Consider the following 15,610-nt stretch of genomic DNA (forward strand, 5'->3'; position numbering starts at 1 on the left):
GCAGGGTCCGATGCGCGTCTTGCTCGTTGAGGACGAGTTGGCTCTGGCCGACACGATACGCCGCGGCCTGACCAACGAGGGCTTCGTGGTGGACGTGGCCCACGACGGCATCACCGGTCAGTGGATGGCCACGGAGAACCCGTACGACGTCATCGTGCTCGACATCATGCTCCCCGGGCGCAACGGCTACGACGTGCTGCGCAACATCCGGTCCCTGAAGATCTGGGCGCCGACCCTGATGCTCACGGCCAAGGACGGGGAGTACGACCAGACCGACGCGTTCGAGCTCGGCGCCGACGACTACCTCACCAAGCCGTTCAGCTTCGTGGTCCTCGTGGCCCGGCTGCGGGCGCTGGTGCGCCGCGGCGCACCAGCCCGACCGGTGACGCTGACCGTGGGCGACCTGGAGCTGGACCCCACCAAGCGGACGGTATGCCGTGGCGGCCACCAGGTGTCGCTGACGGCGCGCGAGTTCGCGGTGCTGCACTACTTCATGAGGCACCCCGAGTCCGTGCTCTCCAAGGCGGAGATCCTGGAGAACGTGTGGGACCCGGCGTTCGACGGGAGCGAGAACATCGTCGAGGTGTACGTCGGCTACCTGCGCAAGAAGATCGACACCGCCTTCGGGGTGACCTCGGTCGAGACGGTGCGGGGCATGGGCTACCGGCTCATGCCGGTCAGGTCGACGGGTCAGGGTCCCGGGGCAGCCTGATCTCGAACCGGCACTGACCCGTGGGGGTCGTGCCGGCCTCCACGGTGCCGCCGTGCGCCTCCACCATCGTGCGCACGATCGCCAACCCGAGCCCGCTGCCACCGCGGTCGCGCTCGCGCGCCTCCTCGAGGCGGGAGAACCGGTCGAACACCCTCTGCCGTTCGCTCTCGGGGATCGGCGACCCGTCGTTGTCCACGGTCACGACGACCTCGTCGCCGTCGACGCCCACGCCCAGGTAGACCCCACCCGTGGTGTGCCGCGCCGCGTTGTCGACGACGTTGCGGATGGCCTGGCTGAGTCGGGTGGGGTCGCCGGTGACCCGGGCGGCCGAGATCGAGGCGGTGACGGGGAACTCCACGGTGGCGCGCAGTCGCCGCACCTCCACGTCGACCAGGTCGTCGACGTCGACCTCGCGCAACGCGAGGGGGAGCCCGTCGTCGGCCTTCGCGAGGGTGAGCAGGTCGTCGACGAGCTTCTGCATCCGCAGGGCCTCGGAGGCGATGACCTCGTCGCGGGCGGGGTCGGGTGTCGTGGCGCGGTTGGCCACGTCGATGGCGGCGATGATCGTGGCCAGGGGGCTGCGCAGCTCGTGGGACGCGTCGCTGACGAACCGCCGGGTCGTCGCGTCCGCCTGCTCCAGCCGGTCGAGCATCAGGTTCATCGTCTCGGCGAGGCGTGCGATCTCGTCCCCTGACGGGGGGACGGTGAGGTGGCCGCGCCCGCGGACCTGGGTGATCCGGGCGACCTCGCTGCGGATCCGCTCCACGGGCTGGAGCGCCTGCCTCAGGATGCGCCAGATGAGGAAGAGCAACAGCACCAGCATGGCTGTGGACACGACCGCGAGCAGGCCGGTCGCGGTGCGGACCGTGTTGGTGGCCACGTGCAGGGGAGCGCCCACCACCACCACGTACTGGGCTCCGGAGGGGTCGCGGACGCCCTGCGCCACGATGGCGTGCGGTTCTCCGCTCTCACCCGGGATCCCGCTGACCTGCTGGACGGCGACCTTGCCGGGAGCGGGGCGCAGGCGCGTGATCGGGAGGTCCTTGGCCACTTCCGAGGAGGCCACCACATCGCCACCGCGCGCGATGATCTGCAGGATCGAGCCCTGGGCCGGGATCTGCTCCAGAGCGTTCTGGGCCGGCGCCTCCCCGTCGGCGACGACCGCCGCGATCGGGGCAGCCTGGACGCGGGCAGCAGCCTGCGCCGAGCTGTAGAGGATGCGGTCCAGGGTCAGACCGAACGCGGTCAGGCCCAGCACAAGAATCGCCGTGGCGACGGCTGACGCGACGACGAGCACCCGGCGCTGCAGCGACCAGGACCGCCACGGCTTCACGTCGGTCCCCCTCGTGGGTCTCTGCCGGGGCGACACCTCGGCGCGTCGGGTCGTGCGAACCGGACTCTACCTCCGTGACCATCCGGGCACCTGAGCCGTCACTGAACCGGCACTGGGCCGGCGCTTGGCCGGCACTTGGCCAGGCCCTGAGCAGGTGCTGGGCAGAAAGTCCGCGATCTCGGGAACACTCGCGCGCTCCACGAAGTTGAGTCGAGTGAACGCAAGTTTGGCGCGAGGATTTGCCACGCGGCATACGTCGTCCTAACTTGAGTGCAGGCAACTCAACCCGCAGCACAACCCCAGACACACAGGAGACTCACCATGGCACGTGCGGTCGGCATCGACCTCGGTACCACCAACTCGGCTGTCGCCGTCCTCGAGGGCGGGGAGCCGACGATCATCGCCAACGCGGAGGGCGGTCGCACGACCCCGTCCGTCGTCGCGTTCTCCAAGGGCGGTGAGGTGCTGGTCGGCGAGATCGCCAAGCGCCAGGCCGTCACCAACGTCGACCGGACGATCCGTTCCGTCAAGCGCCACATCGGCCGCGACTGGAAGTCGCCGGAGATCGACGGCAAGACCTACACCGCGCAGGAGATCAGCGCCCGCATCCTGCAGAAGCTCAAGCGCGACGCCGAGGCCTACCTGGGTGAGGACGTGACGGACGCCGTCATCACCGTCCCCGCGTACTTCGACGACCACGAGCGCCAGGCCACCAAGGAGGCCGGTGAGATCGCGGGCCTCAACGTCCTGCGCATCATCAACGAGCCCACCGCCGCGGCCCTCGCCTACGGCCTCGACAAGGGCAAGGAGGACGAGCTCATCCTCGTCTTCGACCTCGGTGGCGGCACGTTCGACGTGTCCCTGCTCGAGGTGGGCAAGGACCCCGAGGACGGCTTCTCGACCATCCAGGTCCGCGCGACGAGCGGTGACAACCAGCTCGGTGGCGACGACTGGGACGAGCGCATCGTCAACCACCTCCTGACGACCGTGAAGAACACCTCCGGCGTCGACCTGTCCAAGGACAAGATCGCCATGCAGCGGCTGCGTGACGCGGCGGAGCAGGCCAAGAAGGAGCTCTCCTCCTCGACCAGCACCAACGTGTCGATGCAGTACCTCTCGATGTCCGAGAACGGCCCGATCCACCTCGAGGAGACGATCAGCCGCGCCCAGTTCGAGCAGCTGACCAAGGACCTGCTCGACCGGACCCGTCAGCCGTTCCAGAACGTCATCAAAGACGCCGGCATCAGCCTCTCCGACATCGACCACGTGGTCCTCGTCGGTGGCTCGACCCGCATGCCCGCCGTGAGCACGCTCGTCAAGGAGCTCACCGGGGGCAAGGAGCCCAACAAGGGCGTCAACCCCGACGAGGTCGTGGCCGTGGGCGCGAGCCTGCAGGCCGGTGTCCTCAAGGGTGAGCGCAAGGACGTCCTGCTCATCGACGTCACGCCGCTCTCGCTCGGCATCGAGACCAAGGGTGGCCTGTTCACCAAGCTCATCGAGCGCAACACGGCCATCCCGACCAAGCGCTCCGAGGTGTTCTCGACCGCCGAGGACAACCAGCCCAGCGTGCTCATCCAGGTCTTCCAGGGCGAGCGGGAGATCGCGCAGCACAACAAGCAGCTCGGCACGTTCGAGCTCAGCGGCATCGCGCCCGCCCCGCGCGGCGTGCCACAGGTCGAGGTCACCTTCGACATCGACGCCAACGGCATCGTCAACGTGTCCGCCAAGGACCGCGGCACCGGCCAGGAGCAGAAGATCACGATCTCCGGCGGCTCGGCCCTCGCCAAGGAGGACATCGAGCGGATGATCAAGGAAGCCGAGGCGCACGCCGAGGAGGACAAGAAGCGTCGCGAGGAGACCGAGGCCCGCAACACCGCGGAGAACCTCGTCTACTCCACCGAGAAGTTCCTCGGTGACAACGCCGACAAGCTCCCGGCCGACGGCCGCGGCGACGTCGACGCGGCTCTGGCGGACCTCAAGGAGGCCCTCAAGCCTGAGTCTGGCGCCACCCCCGAGGACATCTCGGCCAAGACCTCGAAGCTCTCCGAGGAGAGCCAGAAGCTGGGCACCGCGATGTATGCCGCGGCCGCCGAGTCCGAGCAGGCCGGCACCTCCGGCGACGGCGCGGGCTCCGACAGCGCGACGTCCGAGGGCGCTGCCCACGCGGGTGCGTCCGACGACGTCGTGGACGCCGAGGTCGTCGAGGACGACGACACCGACGGAGCCAAGAAGTGACCGAGCAGCGCCAGCCTGCTGACGGTGCCGAGGAGGTGGTGGGCGCCGGCGAGACCGCCGAGCCCACCACCGCCGAGGCGGCCCTGCAGGGCGACATCCTCGACGACGGCGAGCTCACGCCGTCCGCCGGTGAGTCGGCCTCCGCGACCGCTGACCCGTCCGCTGACCCGGTCGCTGACGCGGACGGGCCCAGCGCGTCCGACGCAGACGGCCCCGGCGCGTCCGCCGACCTCCACCCGGACACGTTCCTGGCGGCGGAGCGGCTCAGCGACCTCCAGCGGCTGCAGGCCGAGTACGTCAACTACAAGCGTCGCGTCGACCGTGACCGGGCCGTCGTGCAGGAGCGTGCCGCACGGTCCGTGATCGAGGCGCTGTTGCCGGTGCTCGACGACATCCACGCAGCGCGGGAGCACGGCGACCTCACCGAGGGACCCTTCTCCGCCATCGCCGACAAGCTCGAGTCCACCCTCACCAAGTTCGGGCTCCAGCGCTACGGCGCGATCGGCGAGGAGTTCGACCCGAACCTGCACGAGGCGCTCATGCACACCGCCTGGCCGCAGGACGGCTCGGTGGAGCCGACCGGCTCGACCACGGTCGTGCAGGTCCTTCAGCCCGGCTACCGCGCCGGCGAGCAGGTCCTGCGCGCGGCGCGCGTGGCCGTGGCCGATCCTGAGTGACGATGGGCTGACCGCCGGTCCCCCGCCGGCGGGGGACGAGAACCGCACGACGCAGCAGGGAGGAGGGCACCGACATGGCTAGCCAGGACTGGTTCGAGAAGGACTTCTACGCGATCCTCGGGGTCCCCAAGGATGCTGACGACGCGGCCATCAAGAAGGCCTACCGCAAGCTCGCGCGCAAGCACCACCCCGACCAGAACGCCGGGGACGCGACGGCCGAGCAGCGCTTCAAGGACATCGGCGAGGCGAACTCCGTCCTGTCCGACCCCGAGAAGCGGCGCGAGTACGACGCGATCCGGCAGATGGCGCATGGCGGTGCCCGCTTCACCGCGGGTGGTCCCGGCGGTCCCGGCGGTGGGGCCGGCGGCTTCGACGACGTCTTCTCGGCGATGTTCGGAGGCGGTGGCGGCGGCACGCGGGTCCGCTACTCCACCGGAGGTGGAGGCGAGCCCAACCTGGAGGACCTGCTCGGCGGGATGTTCGGGGCAGGTGCCGGTCCGGCATACGGAGGGACCGGTTTCCGTGCTCCCCAGGGTCCGCGCCGCGGCGCAGACCTCACCGCCCGCACGACCCTGTCGTTCCGCGACGCGGTCGAGGGCGCCACGGTGACGCTGAGCACCACCGGCGGCAACCAGATCACGACCCGGATCCCCGCGGGAGTCAAGGACGGCCAGAAGATCCGACTGCGCGGCAAGGGCCAGCCAGGCGACGCCGGGGCGGCCGCAGGCGACCTGATCCTCACGGTCAGCGTGGAGCGGCACCCTGTCTTCGGTCGTGAGGGCGACAACCTCACCATCGAGCTGCCGGTGACCTTCGCGGAGGCGACCCTCGGTGCCACGGTGGCGGTGCCCACGCTGGACGGGTCCACCGTCAAGGTGCGCGTCGCCCCGGGCACGCCGAGTGGGCGCGTCCTGCGGATCAAGGGTCGCGGGGTGCCGGTGAAGGACAAGCCCGGCGACCTGATGGCCAAGGTCGCCATCGTGGTGCCGCAGCGCCTGTCCGACGAGGCGAAGGCCGCCGTCGAGACGCTCCAGTCGCTGGACGAGGGGTTCGACCCGCGGGCCGAGCTGTTCGCGAACGCGAAGGCGTGAGGGGCGTGAGGAGGCGATGAGTGAGGTGCACGGGTTCTCCCCCGACGACGACGCCCCGATCTTCGTCATCTCCGTCGCGGCCACGCTCGCCGGCATGCACGCCCAGACCCTGCGGCAGTACGACCGGCTCGGGCTGGTCAGTCCGTCCCGGACCCGAGGCGGCGGACGTCGGTACTCCGGGCGCGATGTCGCCCTGCTCCGCGAGGTGCAGCGCCTGTCCCAGGAGGAGGGCGTCAGCCTCCCGGGCATCCAGCGGATCCTCGAGCTCGAGAACCAGGTGGCAGCACTGCGAGCCCGGGTGCTCGAGCTCTCCGACGAGCTCGAGCGGGCGCGCCTGTCGAGTGCCGCTCACTTGGCCTCGCGGGTCTTCGCAGTCGGCCCCAGCGGCGACGTCATCGCCGTGCGTGCCGGCCAGCGCCCTCGGATGCAGCGTTCCCAGGCACTCGTCGTGTGGCGCCCTACTTCCCCCTGACGACGGCAGCGGGGTCGCCCGAGCCGCTGGCAGGGCCCCCGCGGTCCACGAGGGTCAGGTCGACGCCCCGTCGCGCAACGGAGCGGTCGCGAGCAGCGCGCGGTAGTCGTCGATCTGCAGCTCGCGCAGCAGGGCGGCATACAGCTCCGGACTGACGCGGAGCTTGCTGCCGTTCTCCAGGTGCCGGATGTAGGACCGGTCGACCTCGAGCGCCGCCGCAAGGTCCGACACGCCGCGACCCCGTGCCTGACGGATGACGCGCAGTGCATAGCCGTGCACCTCGACCGCACCGCGCGGTGATGTTCCCCCAGACATGACCATTAACCTAGCCATCGACGGACAGTGCAGCAAGGGACACGCGCAAGAACCGACAGAATGATAGGCAGTGCACGCCGCCGAGCAGTCAGCCGCCCACGTCCGCGACAAGGAAGGGCTCTCGGAAGGCATCGAAGCGTGACTGAGCAGGACTAGGAGTGACTGGGGATGACTGGCAAGATACGGGCCATGAACCCCGAACAGCTGGAACGGCTCGGCAAACGGGTCGAGCGCGCGCGCCTGGCCCGTGGGTGGAGCAAGGAGCAGGCGTCGAGGGAGGCGAGGATCTCCTCGATCACGTGGAAGCGTGTGGAGGACGGGCTCGGCGTGCAGGACGTCAAACGCGCCAGGGTCCTCGAGGTGCTCGGACTGGACGACCGCGGTGAGCCTGTCGGTGAGTCGCCGCATGATGAGGGTTTCGTGACCGCTCCCGGTCCACGAGTGCGGCCAGCGGTCGGCGACGAGGAGGTCCTCGCGCTGATCGACGACGTGAGGAGCAGGCTTGACGCCCTCGAGCGACGCATCCGGGGTTCCTGACCCCTGGCAGCTGCTGGCCGCGATGCCGGATGTCGTCATGCTGCGCCAGCCCATCGCCGAGCCGGCCCGGTACTACCACGGACGTCGCGCGATCGTGCTCCGCTCCGGGCGCAGCCTCGAGGAGGAGCGACGCTCCCTGTGGCACGAGCTCGTGCACGCGGAGCGCGGCGACACCGAGTGCGCCGGCTGGGCCGGGTCCGCGGTCGAGCGCCGCGTCGAACGGGAGGCGGCGCGGCGCGCGATGCCGGTCGTCGTCATGGAGCGCCGACTGGCCATCGCCACCGACTGGCACGACTTCGTGTGGCACATGAAGGTGCCGGAGGGATGGGTCCGGTTCCGGCTGGCGCACGCGCTGCCGGCCGAGCGCGCACGGCTCGAGCGGGCCTGCTGGTGGTCCGACTGGACGGCGACCGCCTGATGCTGGTCGCGACGCGGCATACTCGTGTCCGTGAGTGAACACCTGCTGGTCTTCCCCGACCGTGAGACCGCCGACGACGTGGCCGCCGAGCTCGCCCATGAGGGTTTCTCCGAGGTACGGGTCGTGCGCGAGGCGCTCGCGGGGGAGGACGACTCCGAGGACCACGAGTGGGCCGTCCACGTCGTGGAGGAGAACGTCGCGGACGAGACGGGCCCGGTGGAGTCGGGGCTGCGTGACCGGTTCAGCGCCCTCGCCGAGGAGCACGGCGGCTGGTACGACCCGGAGCCCCGCACCGACTCCTGACCATCAGGCGTTGGGCTCCGGGGTGCCCCACAGGGGGACCAGCTCCAGGAAGTCCTGCACCCCGATCCAGCCGAGGACCGCGCGCTCGACCGGTCGGATGCCGTGCCTCTCGGCGTCCCGGTACAGCTGGGGCCGCCCGCAGGGCACCAGCCGTCCGCGGGTCTCGATCGTGCAGCCGCCGGCCGCCAGGACGTTGCGGACCCAGTCGGTCTGCGGGCCGTAGGTGAGCGCGATGACGTACCGGTCGCCGACCCTGAAGAGGTTCACCGGCGTCTGGTAGGCCCGTCCCGACCGACGGCCCCGGTGGTGGACGACGGCGTAGCCCGGCAGGTGGCGCGCGACCGGGGTGCTGAGCCGGTTGAACCCCACGCGGTTCCACCGCCCGACGGCCAGGGGAATGGGCACGCCCCCACCGTATGCCGGGTTGTGGGGCAGCGCACGGCGCCGGCCGGCACACCGGTCGACGCCCAAGGTTGAGTGGAATAGACTCAAGTTTGTCCCGGTTGTCGATGGTGAACCCGTCACCGATCACAGGAGAACACCCACGCATGGACCTGAAGCCGACCGCGAAGGTGGCCGAGGCGCTCGCCCTCGCGCAACGTGAGGCGCAGGGCGCCGGCAACCCGGAGATCACCCCGGCGCACCTCGCCCTCGCCCTGGCGGAGCAGCCCGACACGACCACCGACGCCCTGCTGACGGCCGCCGGCACCAGCGCAGCGGCCGTGGCGTCCGCCGCGCGCACGAGCCTCGCCGCGCAGCCGCGCACGTCGGGCAGCAGCGTCGCGACCCCGGGCCTCGGGCAGGCGACCCTGCAAGTGCTCCAGCACGCACAGACAGTCATGCAGGCCATGGGCGACACCTTCCTGTCCACGGACGTGCTGCTGCTGGCGCTCGTCGAGAAGGGCGCGGTCAAGGCCGACGCCAAGGCCCTCGAGCAGCAGATCCCCATCCTGCGAGGTGGCCACAAGGTGACCTCGGAGCACCCGGAGGCCGGCGGCGAGGCGCTCGAGAAGTACGGCACCGACCTGACCCAGCAGGCCCGTGACGGCAGGCTCGACCCCGTGATCGGGCGCGACGCGGAGATCCGCCGGGTCGTCCAGGTGCTCTCCCGGCGCACGAAGAACAACCCCGTCCTCATCGGCGAGCCCGGCGTCGGCAAGACCGCGGTGGTCGAGGGCCTGGCCCAGCGGATCGTGGACGGCGACGTGCCGGAGTCCTTGCGCGACAAGCGGTTGGTCAGCCTCGACCTCGGCGCCATGGTCGCGGGTGCGAAGTACCGGGGCGAGTTCGAGGAGCGGCTCAAGGCCGTCCTCGAGGAGATCCGGGAGAGCAACGGCCAGGTCGTCACGTTCATCGACGAGCTGCACACCGTCGTCGGCGCAGGGGCCAGCGGCGAGGGCGCCATGGACGCGGGCAACATGCTCAAGCCGCTGCTCGCCCGCGGTGAGCTGCGACTCGTCGGGGCGACCACCCTGGACGAGTACCGCCAGCACATCGAGAAGGACGCCGCCCTGGAGCGTCGCTTCCAGCAGGTCTTCGTCGGTGAGCCGTCGGTCGAGGACACCATCGCGATCCTGCGCGGGCTCAAGGAGCGCTACGAGGCGCACCACAAGGTGGAGATCGAGGACGCGGCCCTCGTCGCCGCCGCGTCGCTGTCGGACCGCTACATCAGCGGCCGTCAGCTGCCCGACAAGGCGATCGACCTCGTGGACGAGGCGGCCTCCCGGCTGCGGATGGAGATCGACTCCAGCCCGGTCGAGATCGACGAGCTGCGCCGCTCGGTCGACAGGCTCAAGATGGAGGAGCTGCACCTCGAGCGCGAGACCGACGACGCCTCCGTCGAGCGGCTCGCCCGGCTGCGGGAGGACCTCGCGAACCGGTCCGAGGAGCTGGCCGCGCTCAACGCCCGCTGGGAGTCCGAGAAGTCAGGCCTCAACCGGGTCGGCGACCTCAAGACGCAGATCGACGAGGCTCGCACCAGGCTCGAGAAGGCTCGGCGCGAGTACGACTTCGAGACCGCCAGCCGGATCGAGTTCGGGGAGATCCCCGAGCTCGAGAAGGCCCTGGCCGCGGCCAACGAGGACGAGGTGGCGTCGGGGCGCGCCGACGCGGACCCCATGGTCAAGGAGCGCGTCGGGGCCGACGACATCGCCGAGGTGATCTCGGCCTGGACCGGCATACCGGCTGGGCGCCTGCTGCAGGGCGAGACCGAGAAGCTCCTGTCGATGGAGTCGATCATCGGCTCCCGCCTGATCGGGCAGACCGCAGCCGTCGCGGCCGTCAGCGATGCCGTCCGGCGGTCCCGGGCCGGCCTCGCCGACCCCCAGCGCCCCACCGGGTCCTTCCTCTTCCTCGGACCCACCGGGGTCGGCAAGACCGAGCTCGCCAAGTCGCTGGCGGACTTCCTCTTCGACGACGAGCGCGCGATGGTCCGGATCGACATGAGTGAGTACTCCGAACGGCATGCCGTGGCCCGCCTCATCGGTGCACCGCCCGGCTATGTCGGGTACGAGGAGGGTGGACAGCTCACCGAGGCCGTCCGCCGTCGCCCGTACTCCGTGGTCCTGCTCGACGAGGTCGAGAAGGCCCACCCCGAGACGTTCGACATCCTGCTGCAGGTCCTCGACGACGGGCGGCTCACCGACGGCCAGGGTCGCACGGTGGACTTCCGCAACGTCATCCTCGTGATGACCAGCAACCTCGGCAGCCAGTTCCTCGTCGACCCGACGCTGGACGAGTCGGCCAAGCACGAGGCGGTCATGGGAGTGGTCCGGGCCAGCTTCAAGCCCGAGTTCCTCAACCGGCTCGACGAGGTCGTGATCTTCGATGCGCTCACGTCGGCCGAGCTCGGTCACATCGTCGAGCTCCAGGTCCGCGAGCTCGCCGCCCGCCTCGCCGACCGCCGGATCACCCTCGAGGTCACCGACGCGGCTCGTGAGTGGCTGGCGATCACCGGCTACGACCCGGCCTACGGTGCCCGTCCACTGCGCCGCCTGGTGCAGAAGGAGATCGGCGACCGGCTCGCCAAGGCCGTCCTCGGGGGTCAGGTGCGCGACGGCGACACCGTGACGGTCGACCTCGACGAGTCCGCGGACGCCCTCACCCTGCGGTGAGCGAGGGCCCGGCCGGCTGAGCCTGCTGAGCTGAGCCCACGGAGCCGCCCCCACCCGTCGGCGGACCTGACGAGTTTCGTCTCGATTTGGTCAAAGACGGTCGCCGGGGGCGGCTTCGTGGCTCATCATGTCCGGGGGCTGCAGATCGTGGCCCTCCACGACACCCTCATGGAGGACCCAGCATGTTCGGTCGCCACCGGGCGCGTCTGCGCCACACCACTCTCGCGGCGGTTGCCGCCGTTTCCCTGACGGGCGCGCTCGTCGCCGCCACCGAAGGTGCTGCCGCGGCCGCACCCACGGCGGCTCCCGCCGCCGTCTCGGCCACCACGGCCACCACGATCCCGACCACCTGCTCCGGTCTGACCAACCGGATCGTCGACGGCCAGCTCTCCCGCTACGTCTACCGCGGTCAGAAGTTCACCCGCTACCCCATCGGCGCGCTGAGCTTCGGCGGCACGGTCGAGACGCCGCAGGCCTTCGCCCTGGCCCAGGAGACCAGCAGCCAGGACGTCTACTTCGCGGTGCGCACCAACGGCTCGCTGTGGAAGGTGACCTACAACGGCACCCTGACCGCCACGCAGGTCGCTGCGTCCGGCTGGGCCGGCATCCGCCACCTCGCGGCCTCGCCCACCGGGACCCGGCTCTACGCGCTGACGACCAGTGGTGGCCTCTACCGCTACTCGATCTCCTCGACCGGTGCCCTGCGTGGGCTCGGCGCCATCGCGACGACCGGCTGGAGCGGCATCGGCTTCATCTCCCCCACCGCGCCTGACTCCACCTTCGACAGCTTCGTCGGGGTCAACAAGAGCAGCGGTGCCCTGGTCCAGTACCTCGTGAACCGCTCGACCGGCGCGACCACGGGCAAGGTGCTGAAGGCCTCCGGATGGGCCGGCATGAAGCACGTCACGGTCGGCGCCTGCACTGGTGCCCAGGCCAACAGCGCGCCTGTGATCGGCTTCCTCGACAACGGTGACGCCTACGGCTACTTCGACCCGAACGCCTACGACCTGAATGGCTCCGACCTGCGCGCCGTCGGCAAGATCGGCAGCGGCTTCTCGGGCCTGCTCGTCGACTGACGAACCACGCCCACGAGGGGTATGCCGGGTGGTTCCCACCCGGCATACCCCTCCTGCGTCCGCCCGAAGGTGGGGCGGGCTCCGCGTTGCGACCGTGGTGAGCGGTCCCGTCCGACTACCGTGGGTGGCATGCGCCTCAAGGGAATCGCCATCGCCGCCATCGCGGCCCTGACCCTCGTGGGCTGCACGTCCAAAGGGGACGCCCCGGTCAAGGAGGGCACCCCGGCCGAGCAGCTCGCCGCGGCGCGCGCCAACCTCGAGAAGAGCCCGGCGGTGAGCTTCACCCTCGAGTCGACCGGTCTGCCGAGCAAGGCCGTCGGGGTGTCGGCTGCCAAGGGCACGGGGCTGTTCACCCCGCCCTCGTTCAAGGGCACGCTCAACGCCACCGTCGCCGGCCTGACGGGGACCGTCGACGTCATCGCCGTCGAGCAGGACGTCTTCATGAAGTTCTTCACCCCGGGGTACAACAAGATCGACCCCGCGACCTACGGGGCGCCCAACCCGGCCAGGCTGTTCGACAAGGCGACCGGGATCACCAGCCTGATCGCCAAGACACAGTCCCTCGCCAAAGGTGACACGGTCCGCGACGGAGGCGACGTGCTCGCGTCGTTCACGGGCACGCTCCCCGGGGCCGCCGTGGCGGACCTGCTCGTCATCGGTGACCGCACGGCGACGTTCGACGTGACCTACGGCGTCACCCAGGGCGGGCACGAGCTGCGCACCGTCGTTCTCAAGGGCCCGTTCTACCCCGGGGCCACCTCGACCTACTCCCTGCGGCTCAAGAGCCTGCCCCAGCCCGTTGCGATCACCCGCCCCTAGGGCGCTGCTCGCCACGGCGTCGGTGGCGGTGGCGCTGGCTGCGGCGGACACCTATGTCGTCGTCCTGGCGCTGACCGACATGATGACCGGCGTCGGCCTCGGGATCGACGCCCTCCAGAAGGCCACCCCGATCATCTCCGGCTTCCTGCTGGGCTACATCGCCGTGCTGCCCCTCATCGGTCGACTGGCGGATCTCGTGGCCAGACAACGGATCCTCGTCGCCTGCCTGCTGGTCTTCGTCGTCGGGTCGGCCATCACGGCGCTCGCCGTCGAGCTGCCCGTCCTCGTGACGGGACGGGTCCTGCAGGGAGTCGGTGGCGGCGGGCTGGTCCCCGCGACCCTGGCGATCGTCGCTGACCTCTGGCCGGCCGATCGACGGGGCACGCCCCTGGGCGTGGTCGGCGCGGTGCAGGAGGTGGGGAGCGTCCTCGGGCCGGTCTTCGGCGCAGTGGTCCTGGCCATCTCCGGCTGGCGGATGATCTTCTGGCTCAACGCCGTCGCGGGTCTCGTCCTCGCGGGGGCCGTGGTCGTCCTGGGGGGCGAGAGGCCACGGCGACCACGCGGCATACCGCTGGTGCTCGGCGCCGCAGCGCTCGTCGTGGGCGGACTGACCCTGGCCGCCCCGCAGCGACTGGTGACCGACGTGACCCTCGGCCTGCCGTTCGTGCCGTTCGATGACTCCACGTCCCGGGTGCTGACCCCCATCGGGGTCGTGGCCCTGGTCCTCGTGGTGGCCTTGCTCGCGGTGACCGCTCCCCGGTGGTGGCCCCTGCTGCGCGCCGCCGACCTGCCCGGTGCCCTGCTCCTCGGACTGGCCCTCGGCAGCGTGGTGCTGACCTTCGCCGCCAGCGACCCCGAGCGCGAGGTCATCGGGCCACTCGGCTTCGCGCTGCTGCCCTTCGGGGCGCTCGCGCTGGGGCTCTACCTCTGGCGGCAGCGCACCGTCGCCGAGCCGCTCGTCGCGCGGGGTGTCGTGCGGGGCAGGGCGCGGACCTCGCTCGTCGTCAGCCTCCTGGTCGGCGCCGCTCTCGTGGCCGTCATCGTCGACGTCCCGGTGCTCGCGCGACTGACCCTGACCAGCTCCCAGACCGTGGCGGCGTTCGTGCTGGTGCGCTTCCTGCTGGCGGTGCCCGTGGGTGCGCTGCTCGGGGGCTGGTCCCTGCGCAGGTTCGGCGACGGGATGGTCAGCGGTGTCGGTCTGCTGCTGGCGACCGTCGGCCTGTTCGTGATGAGCGGGTGGGGCCGGGGCTCGCTCGACGGGGCCACGCCTACCGTGGTGCTCGTCGTCGTCGGCCTCGGGATCGGCCTGGCACTCGCGCCGGTGAACAACGCCGCCCTCGCCGACGCCCCGGCTGACGCCCACGGGGTGGCGTCCGCCCTCGTCGTCGTGGCCCGCATGGTCGGCATGGTCGTCGGCCTGGCGCTGCTGACCGCGATCGGGCTGCACCGCTACTACGACACCGTGGCGGCGCTGCGCGACCAGACCGACACCAAGGCCCTGCTCGCCGCGGGTCTGGTGCAGGCGCAGACGGTCTTCCTCGGCGCCGCCGTTGCCGCGCTCCTGGGCGCCCTTGCCTCGGTGGGGCTGGGCCTGCGGCGCAGGCCCGTGGTGGACGGTCAGCCGACCTCGGGCTGAATGCTCGCGTCCAGGACGGTGTGGAAGGCGTCGAGCACCTCGTCAGTGGCTTCGTAGACGAGCATGTGACCGCAGCCGGGCAGGATCCGCAGCTCGGCATGCGGGACGAGCTCGGCGAGACGCCGACCGTGCCGCGGCGGCGTGAGCCGGTCGCGGTCCCCGACCAGCACCACGGTCGGCATGCCGGCCAGCTGGCTCAGTGCCTCGCTCTCGTCGTGCTCGCCGAGGGCGCCGAAGAACCGTCCCATGGTCGGCAGCGGCGTCCCCGCCACCATGTCGCGGGTCAGCTGCACGTGGGCAGGCTGCGCGTCGGCGCCGAAGAGCAGCCGTCGCTGGCCGCGCCTGGTGACGAAGCGCCCCGCCGGGAGACCGGGCATCCGGGACGCCAGGGCCATCACGCGCGACGCCACGGCAGGGAGGCGGTCCTGCAGCTCGCCCGCGCTGGTGGCCACCAGCACCGCCCCGGCGACGCGCGCGCGGAACTCCTCGGGGTGCAGCCCCGCATAGGCCATCACCGTCATCCCACCCATCGAGTGACCACCGAGCACCACCCGGCCGTGTGGTTGGACGACGTCGAGCACCGCAGCCAGGTCGTCTCCGAGGAGCCGCACCGTCGGCTGCCCCCGCAGCGGGCTGGAGCCCCCGTGGCCGCGCTGGTCGTAGGTCACGACCCGCACCCCTGCCGCGACCAGCTGCTCGACGACCGGGAGCCATGACTCGCGGGTCAGCGTCCACCCGTGCGCCAGCACGACCGTGGGGAGGTCTGCGCCGACCTCCGTGGAGCTCTGCGAAACCTCTGCCGCGGCATGCTCCTGGACCCTGAGCAGTGCTCCGTCAGGGGTGGCGACGGAGAAGATGCGCGTGGTCATGTCG

The 15,610-nt window shown here is 70.9% G+C and carries 16 protein-coding genes; 12 read left to right on the forward strand and 4 right to left on the reverse strand.

The window, feature by feature from the left end; all coding sequences use genetic code 11:
- Positions 1-10 precede the first annotated feature (10 nt).
- Positions 11-712, forward strand: a complete 702-nt coding sequence (locus BJ986_RS07545) for a response regulator transcription factor (RefSeq protein ID WP_179421417.1) — start codon at positions 11-13, stop codon at positions 710-712.
- Here the strand turns inward: BJ986_RS07545 and BJ986_RS16760 are convergent.
- A complete protein-coding gene (locus tag BJ986_RS16760) occupies positions 678-2,045 on the reverse strand; it encodes an ATP-binding protein (RefSeq protein WP_179421418.1) in 1,368 nt (455 codons plus the stop codon). The two genes, BJ986_RS07545 and BJ986_RS16760, sit on opposite strands and share 35 nt — an antisense overlap.
- 321 nt (positions 2,046-2,366) lie before the next feature.
- Between BJ986_RS16760 and dnaK the strand changes: the two genes are divergently transcribed.
- The 4 genes from dnaK to BJ986_RS07570 all read left to right on the forward strand — a co-directional run bounded on the left by dnaK (position 2,367) and on the right by BJ986_RS07570 (position 6,520).
- Positions 2,367-4,280, forward strand: coding sequence for a molecular chaperone DnaK (gene dnaK / locus BJ986_RS07555; RefSeq protein ID WP_179421419.1), 1,914 nt, complete (start codon positions 2,367-2,369; stop codon positions 4,278-4,280).
- The gene (grpE, locus tag BJ986_RS07560; RefSeq protein WP_179421420.1) at positions 4,277-4,957 is read left to right on the forward strand and encodes a nucleotide exchange factor GrpE; all 681 of its coding nucleotides are present in this window, start codon (positions 4,277-4,279) and stop codon (positions 4,955-4,957) included. Before dnaK ends, grpE begins: the two co-directional genes overlap by 4 nt.
- 74 nt (positions 4,958-5,031) lie before the next feature.
- Positions 5,032-6,048, forward strand: a complete 1,017-nt coding sequence (locus tag BJ986_RS07565; protein WP_179421421.1) for a DnaJ C-terminal domain-containing protein — start codon at positions 5,032-5,034, stop codon at positions 6,046-6,048.
- A gap of 16 nt (positions 6,049-6,064) precedes the next feature.
- Positions 6,065-6,520 carry a heat shock protein transcriptional repressor HspR gene (locus tag BJ986_RS07570; protein ID WP_179421422.1) on the forward strand — a complete coding sequence of 152 codons (456 nt, stop codon included), beginning with the start codon at positions 6,065-6,067 and terminating at the stop codon, positions 6,518-6,520.
- Between the two features lie 54 nt (positions 6,521-6,574).
- Here the strand turns inward: BJ986_RS07570 and BJ986_RS07575 are convergent, their stop codons facing one another.
- On the reverse strand, positions 6,575-6,835 hold the full coding sequence (locus BJ986_RS07575) for a helix-turn-helix domain-containing protein (RefSeq protein WP_179421423.1): 261 nt from the start codon (positions 6,833-6,835) through the stop codon (positions 6,575-6,577).
- Positions 6,836-7,003: 168 nt separating this feature from the next.
- Here BJ986_RS07575 and BJ986_RS07580 point away from each other — a divergent pair, with 168 nt between their 5' ends.
- Genes BJ986_RS07580 through BJ986_RS07590 form a run of 3 tightly spaced genes read left to right on the forward strand, consistent with a single transcriptional unit; the run spans position 7,004 to position 8,093 of the window.
- Positions 7,004-7,372 (forward strand): helix-turn-helix domain-containing protein, encoded by a 369-nt coding sequence (locus BJ986_RS07580; RefSeq protein ID WP_179421424.1) that lies wholly within the window; start codon positions 7,004-7,006, stop codon positions 7,370-7,372.
- Complete coding sequence (locus tag BJ986_RS07585; protein WP_179421425.1) at positions 7,338-7,790, forward strand: hypothetical protein; 453 nt, start codon at positions 7,338-7,340, stop codon at positions 7,788-7,790. The genes BJ986_RS07580 and BJ986_RS07585 overlap by 35 nt, the downstream gene beginning before the upstream one ends.
- A gap of 30 nt (positions 7,791-7,820) precedes the next feature.
- The gene (locus BJ986_RS07590; RefSeq protein ID WP_179421426.1) at positions 7,821-8,093 is read left to right on the forward strand and encodes a ribonuclease E inhibitor RraB; all 273 of its coding nucleotides are present in this window, start codon (positions 7,821-7,823) and stop codon (positions 8,091-8,093) included.
- Positions 8,094-8,096: 3 nt separating this feature from the next.
- Here the strand turns inward: BJ986_RS07590 and BJ986_RS07595 are convergent, their stop codons facing one another.
- The gene (locus tag BJ986_RS07595; RefSeq protein WP_179421427.1) at positions 8,097-8,498 is read right to left on the reverse strand and encodes a nitroreductase family deazaflavin-dependent oxidoreductase; all 402 of its coding nucleotides are present in this window, start codon (positions 8,496-8,498) and stop codon (positions 8,097-8,099) included.
- Positions 8,499-8,641: 143 nt separating this feature from the next.
- Here BJ986_RS07595 and clpB point away from each other — a divergent pair, with 143 nt between their 5' ends.
- The 4 genes from clpB (at position 8,642) to BJ986_RS07615 (ending at position 14,737) form a co-directional block, all read left to right on the forward strand.
- Positions 8,642-11,206 carry an ATP-dependent chaperone ClpB gene (clpB, locus tag BJ986_RS07600; RefSeq protein WP_179421428.1) on the forward strand — a complete coding sequence of 855 codons (2,565 nt, stop codon included), beginning with the start codon at positions 8,642-8,644 and terminating at the stop codon, positions 11,204-11,206.
- Between the two features lie 182 nt (positions 11,207-11,388).
- Positions 11,389-12,282: a hypothetical protein gene (locus BJ986_RS07605; RefSeq protein WP_179421429.1), complete on the forward strand. Its 894-nt coding sequence runs from the start codon at positions 11,389-11,391 to the stop codon at positions 12,280-12,282.
- 129 nt (positions 12,283-12,411) lie between these two features.
- Positions 12,412-13,101, forward strand: coding sequence for an LppX_LprAFG lipoprotein (locus BJ986_RS07610; protein WP_179421430.1), 690 nt, complete (start codon positions 12,412-12,414; stop codon positions 13,099-13,101).
- A complete protein-coding gene (locus BJ986_RS07615) occupies positions 13,082-14,737 on the forward strand; it encodes an MFS transporter (RefSeq protein WP_179421431.1) in 1,656 nt (551 codons plus the stop codon). The genes BJ986_RS07610 and BJ986_RS07615 overlap by 20 nt, the downstream gene beginning before the upstream one ends.
- On the opposite strand, the gene BJ986_RS07620 is transcribed toward BJ986_RS07615, so the two are convergent.
- The gene (locus BJ986_RS07620) at positions 14,719-15,606 is read right to left on the reverse strand and encodes an alpha/beta fold hydrolase (protein WP_179421432.1); all 888 of its coding nucleotides are present in this window, start codon (positions 15,604-15,606) and stop codon (positions 14,719-14,721) included. The genes BJ986_RS07615 and BJ986_RS07620 overlap by 19 nt on opposite strands.
- Positions 15,607-15,610: the final 4 nt, after the last annotated feature.

This window comes from Pedococcus badiiscoriae (assembly GCF_013408925.1).
GTDB lineage: Bacteria > Actinomycetota > Actinomycetes > Actinomycetales > Dermatophilaceae > Pedococcus > Pedococcus badiiscoriae.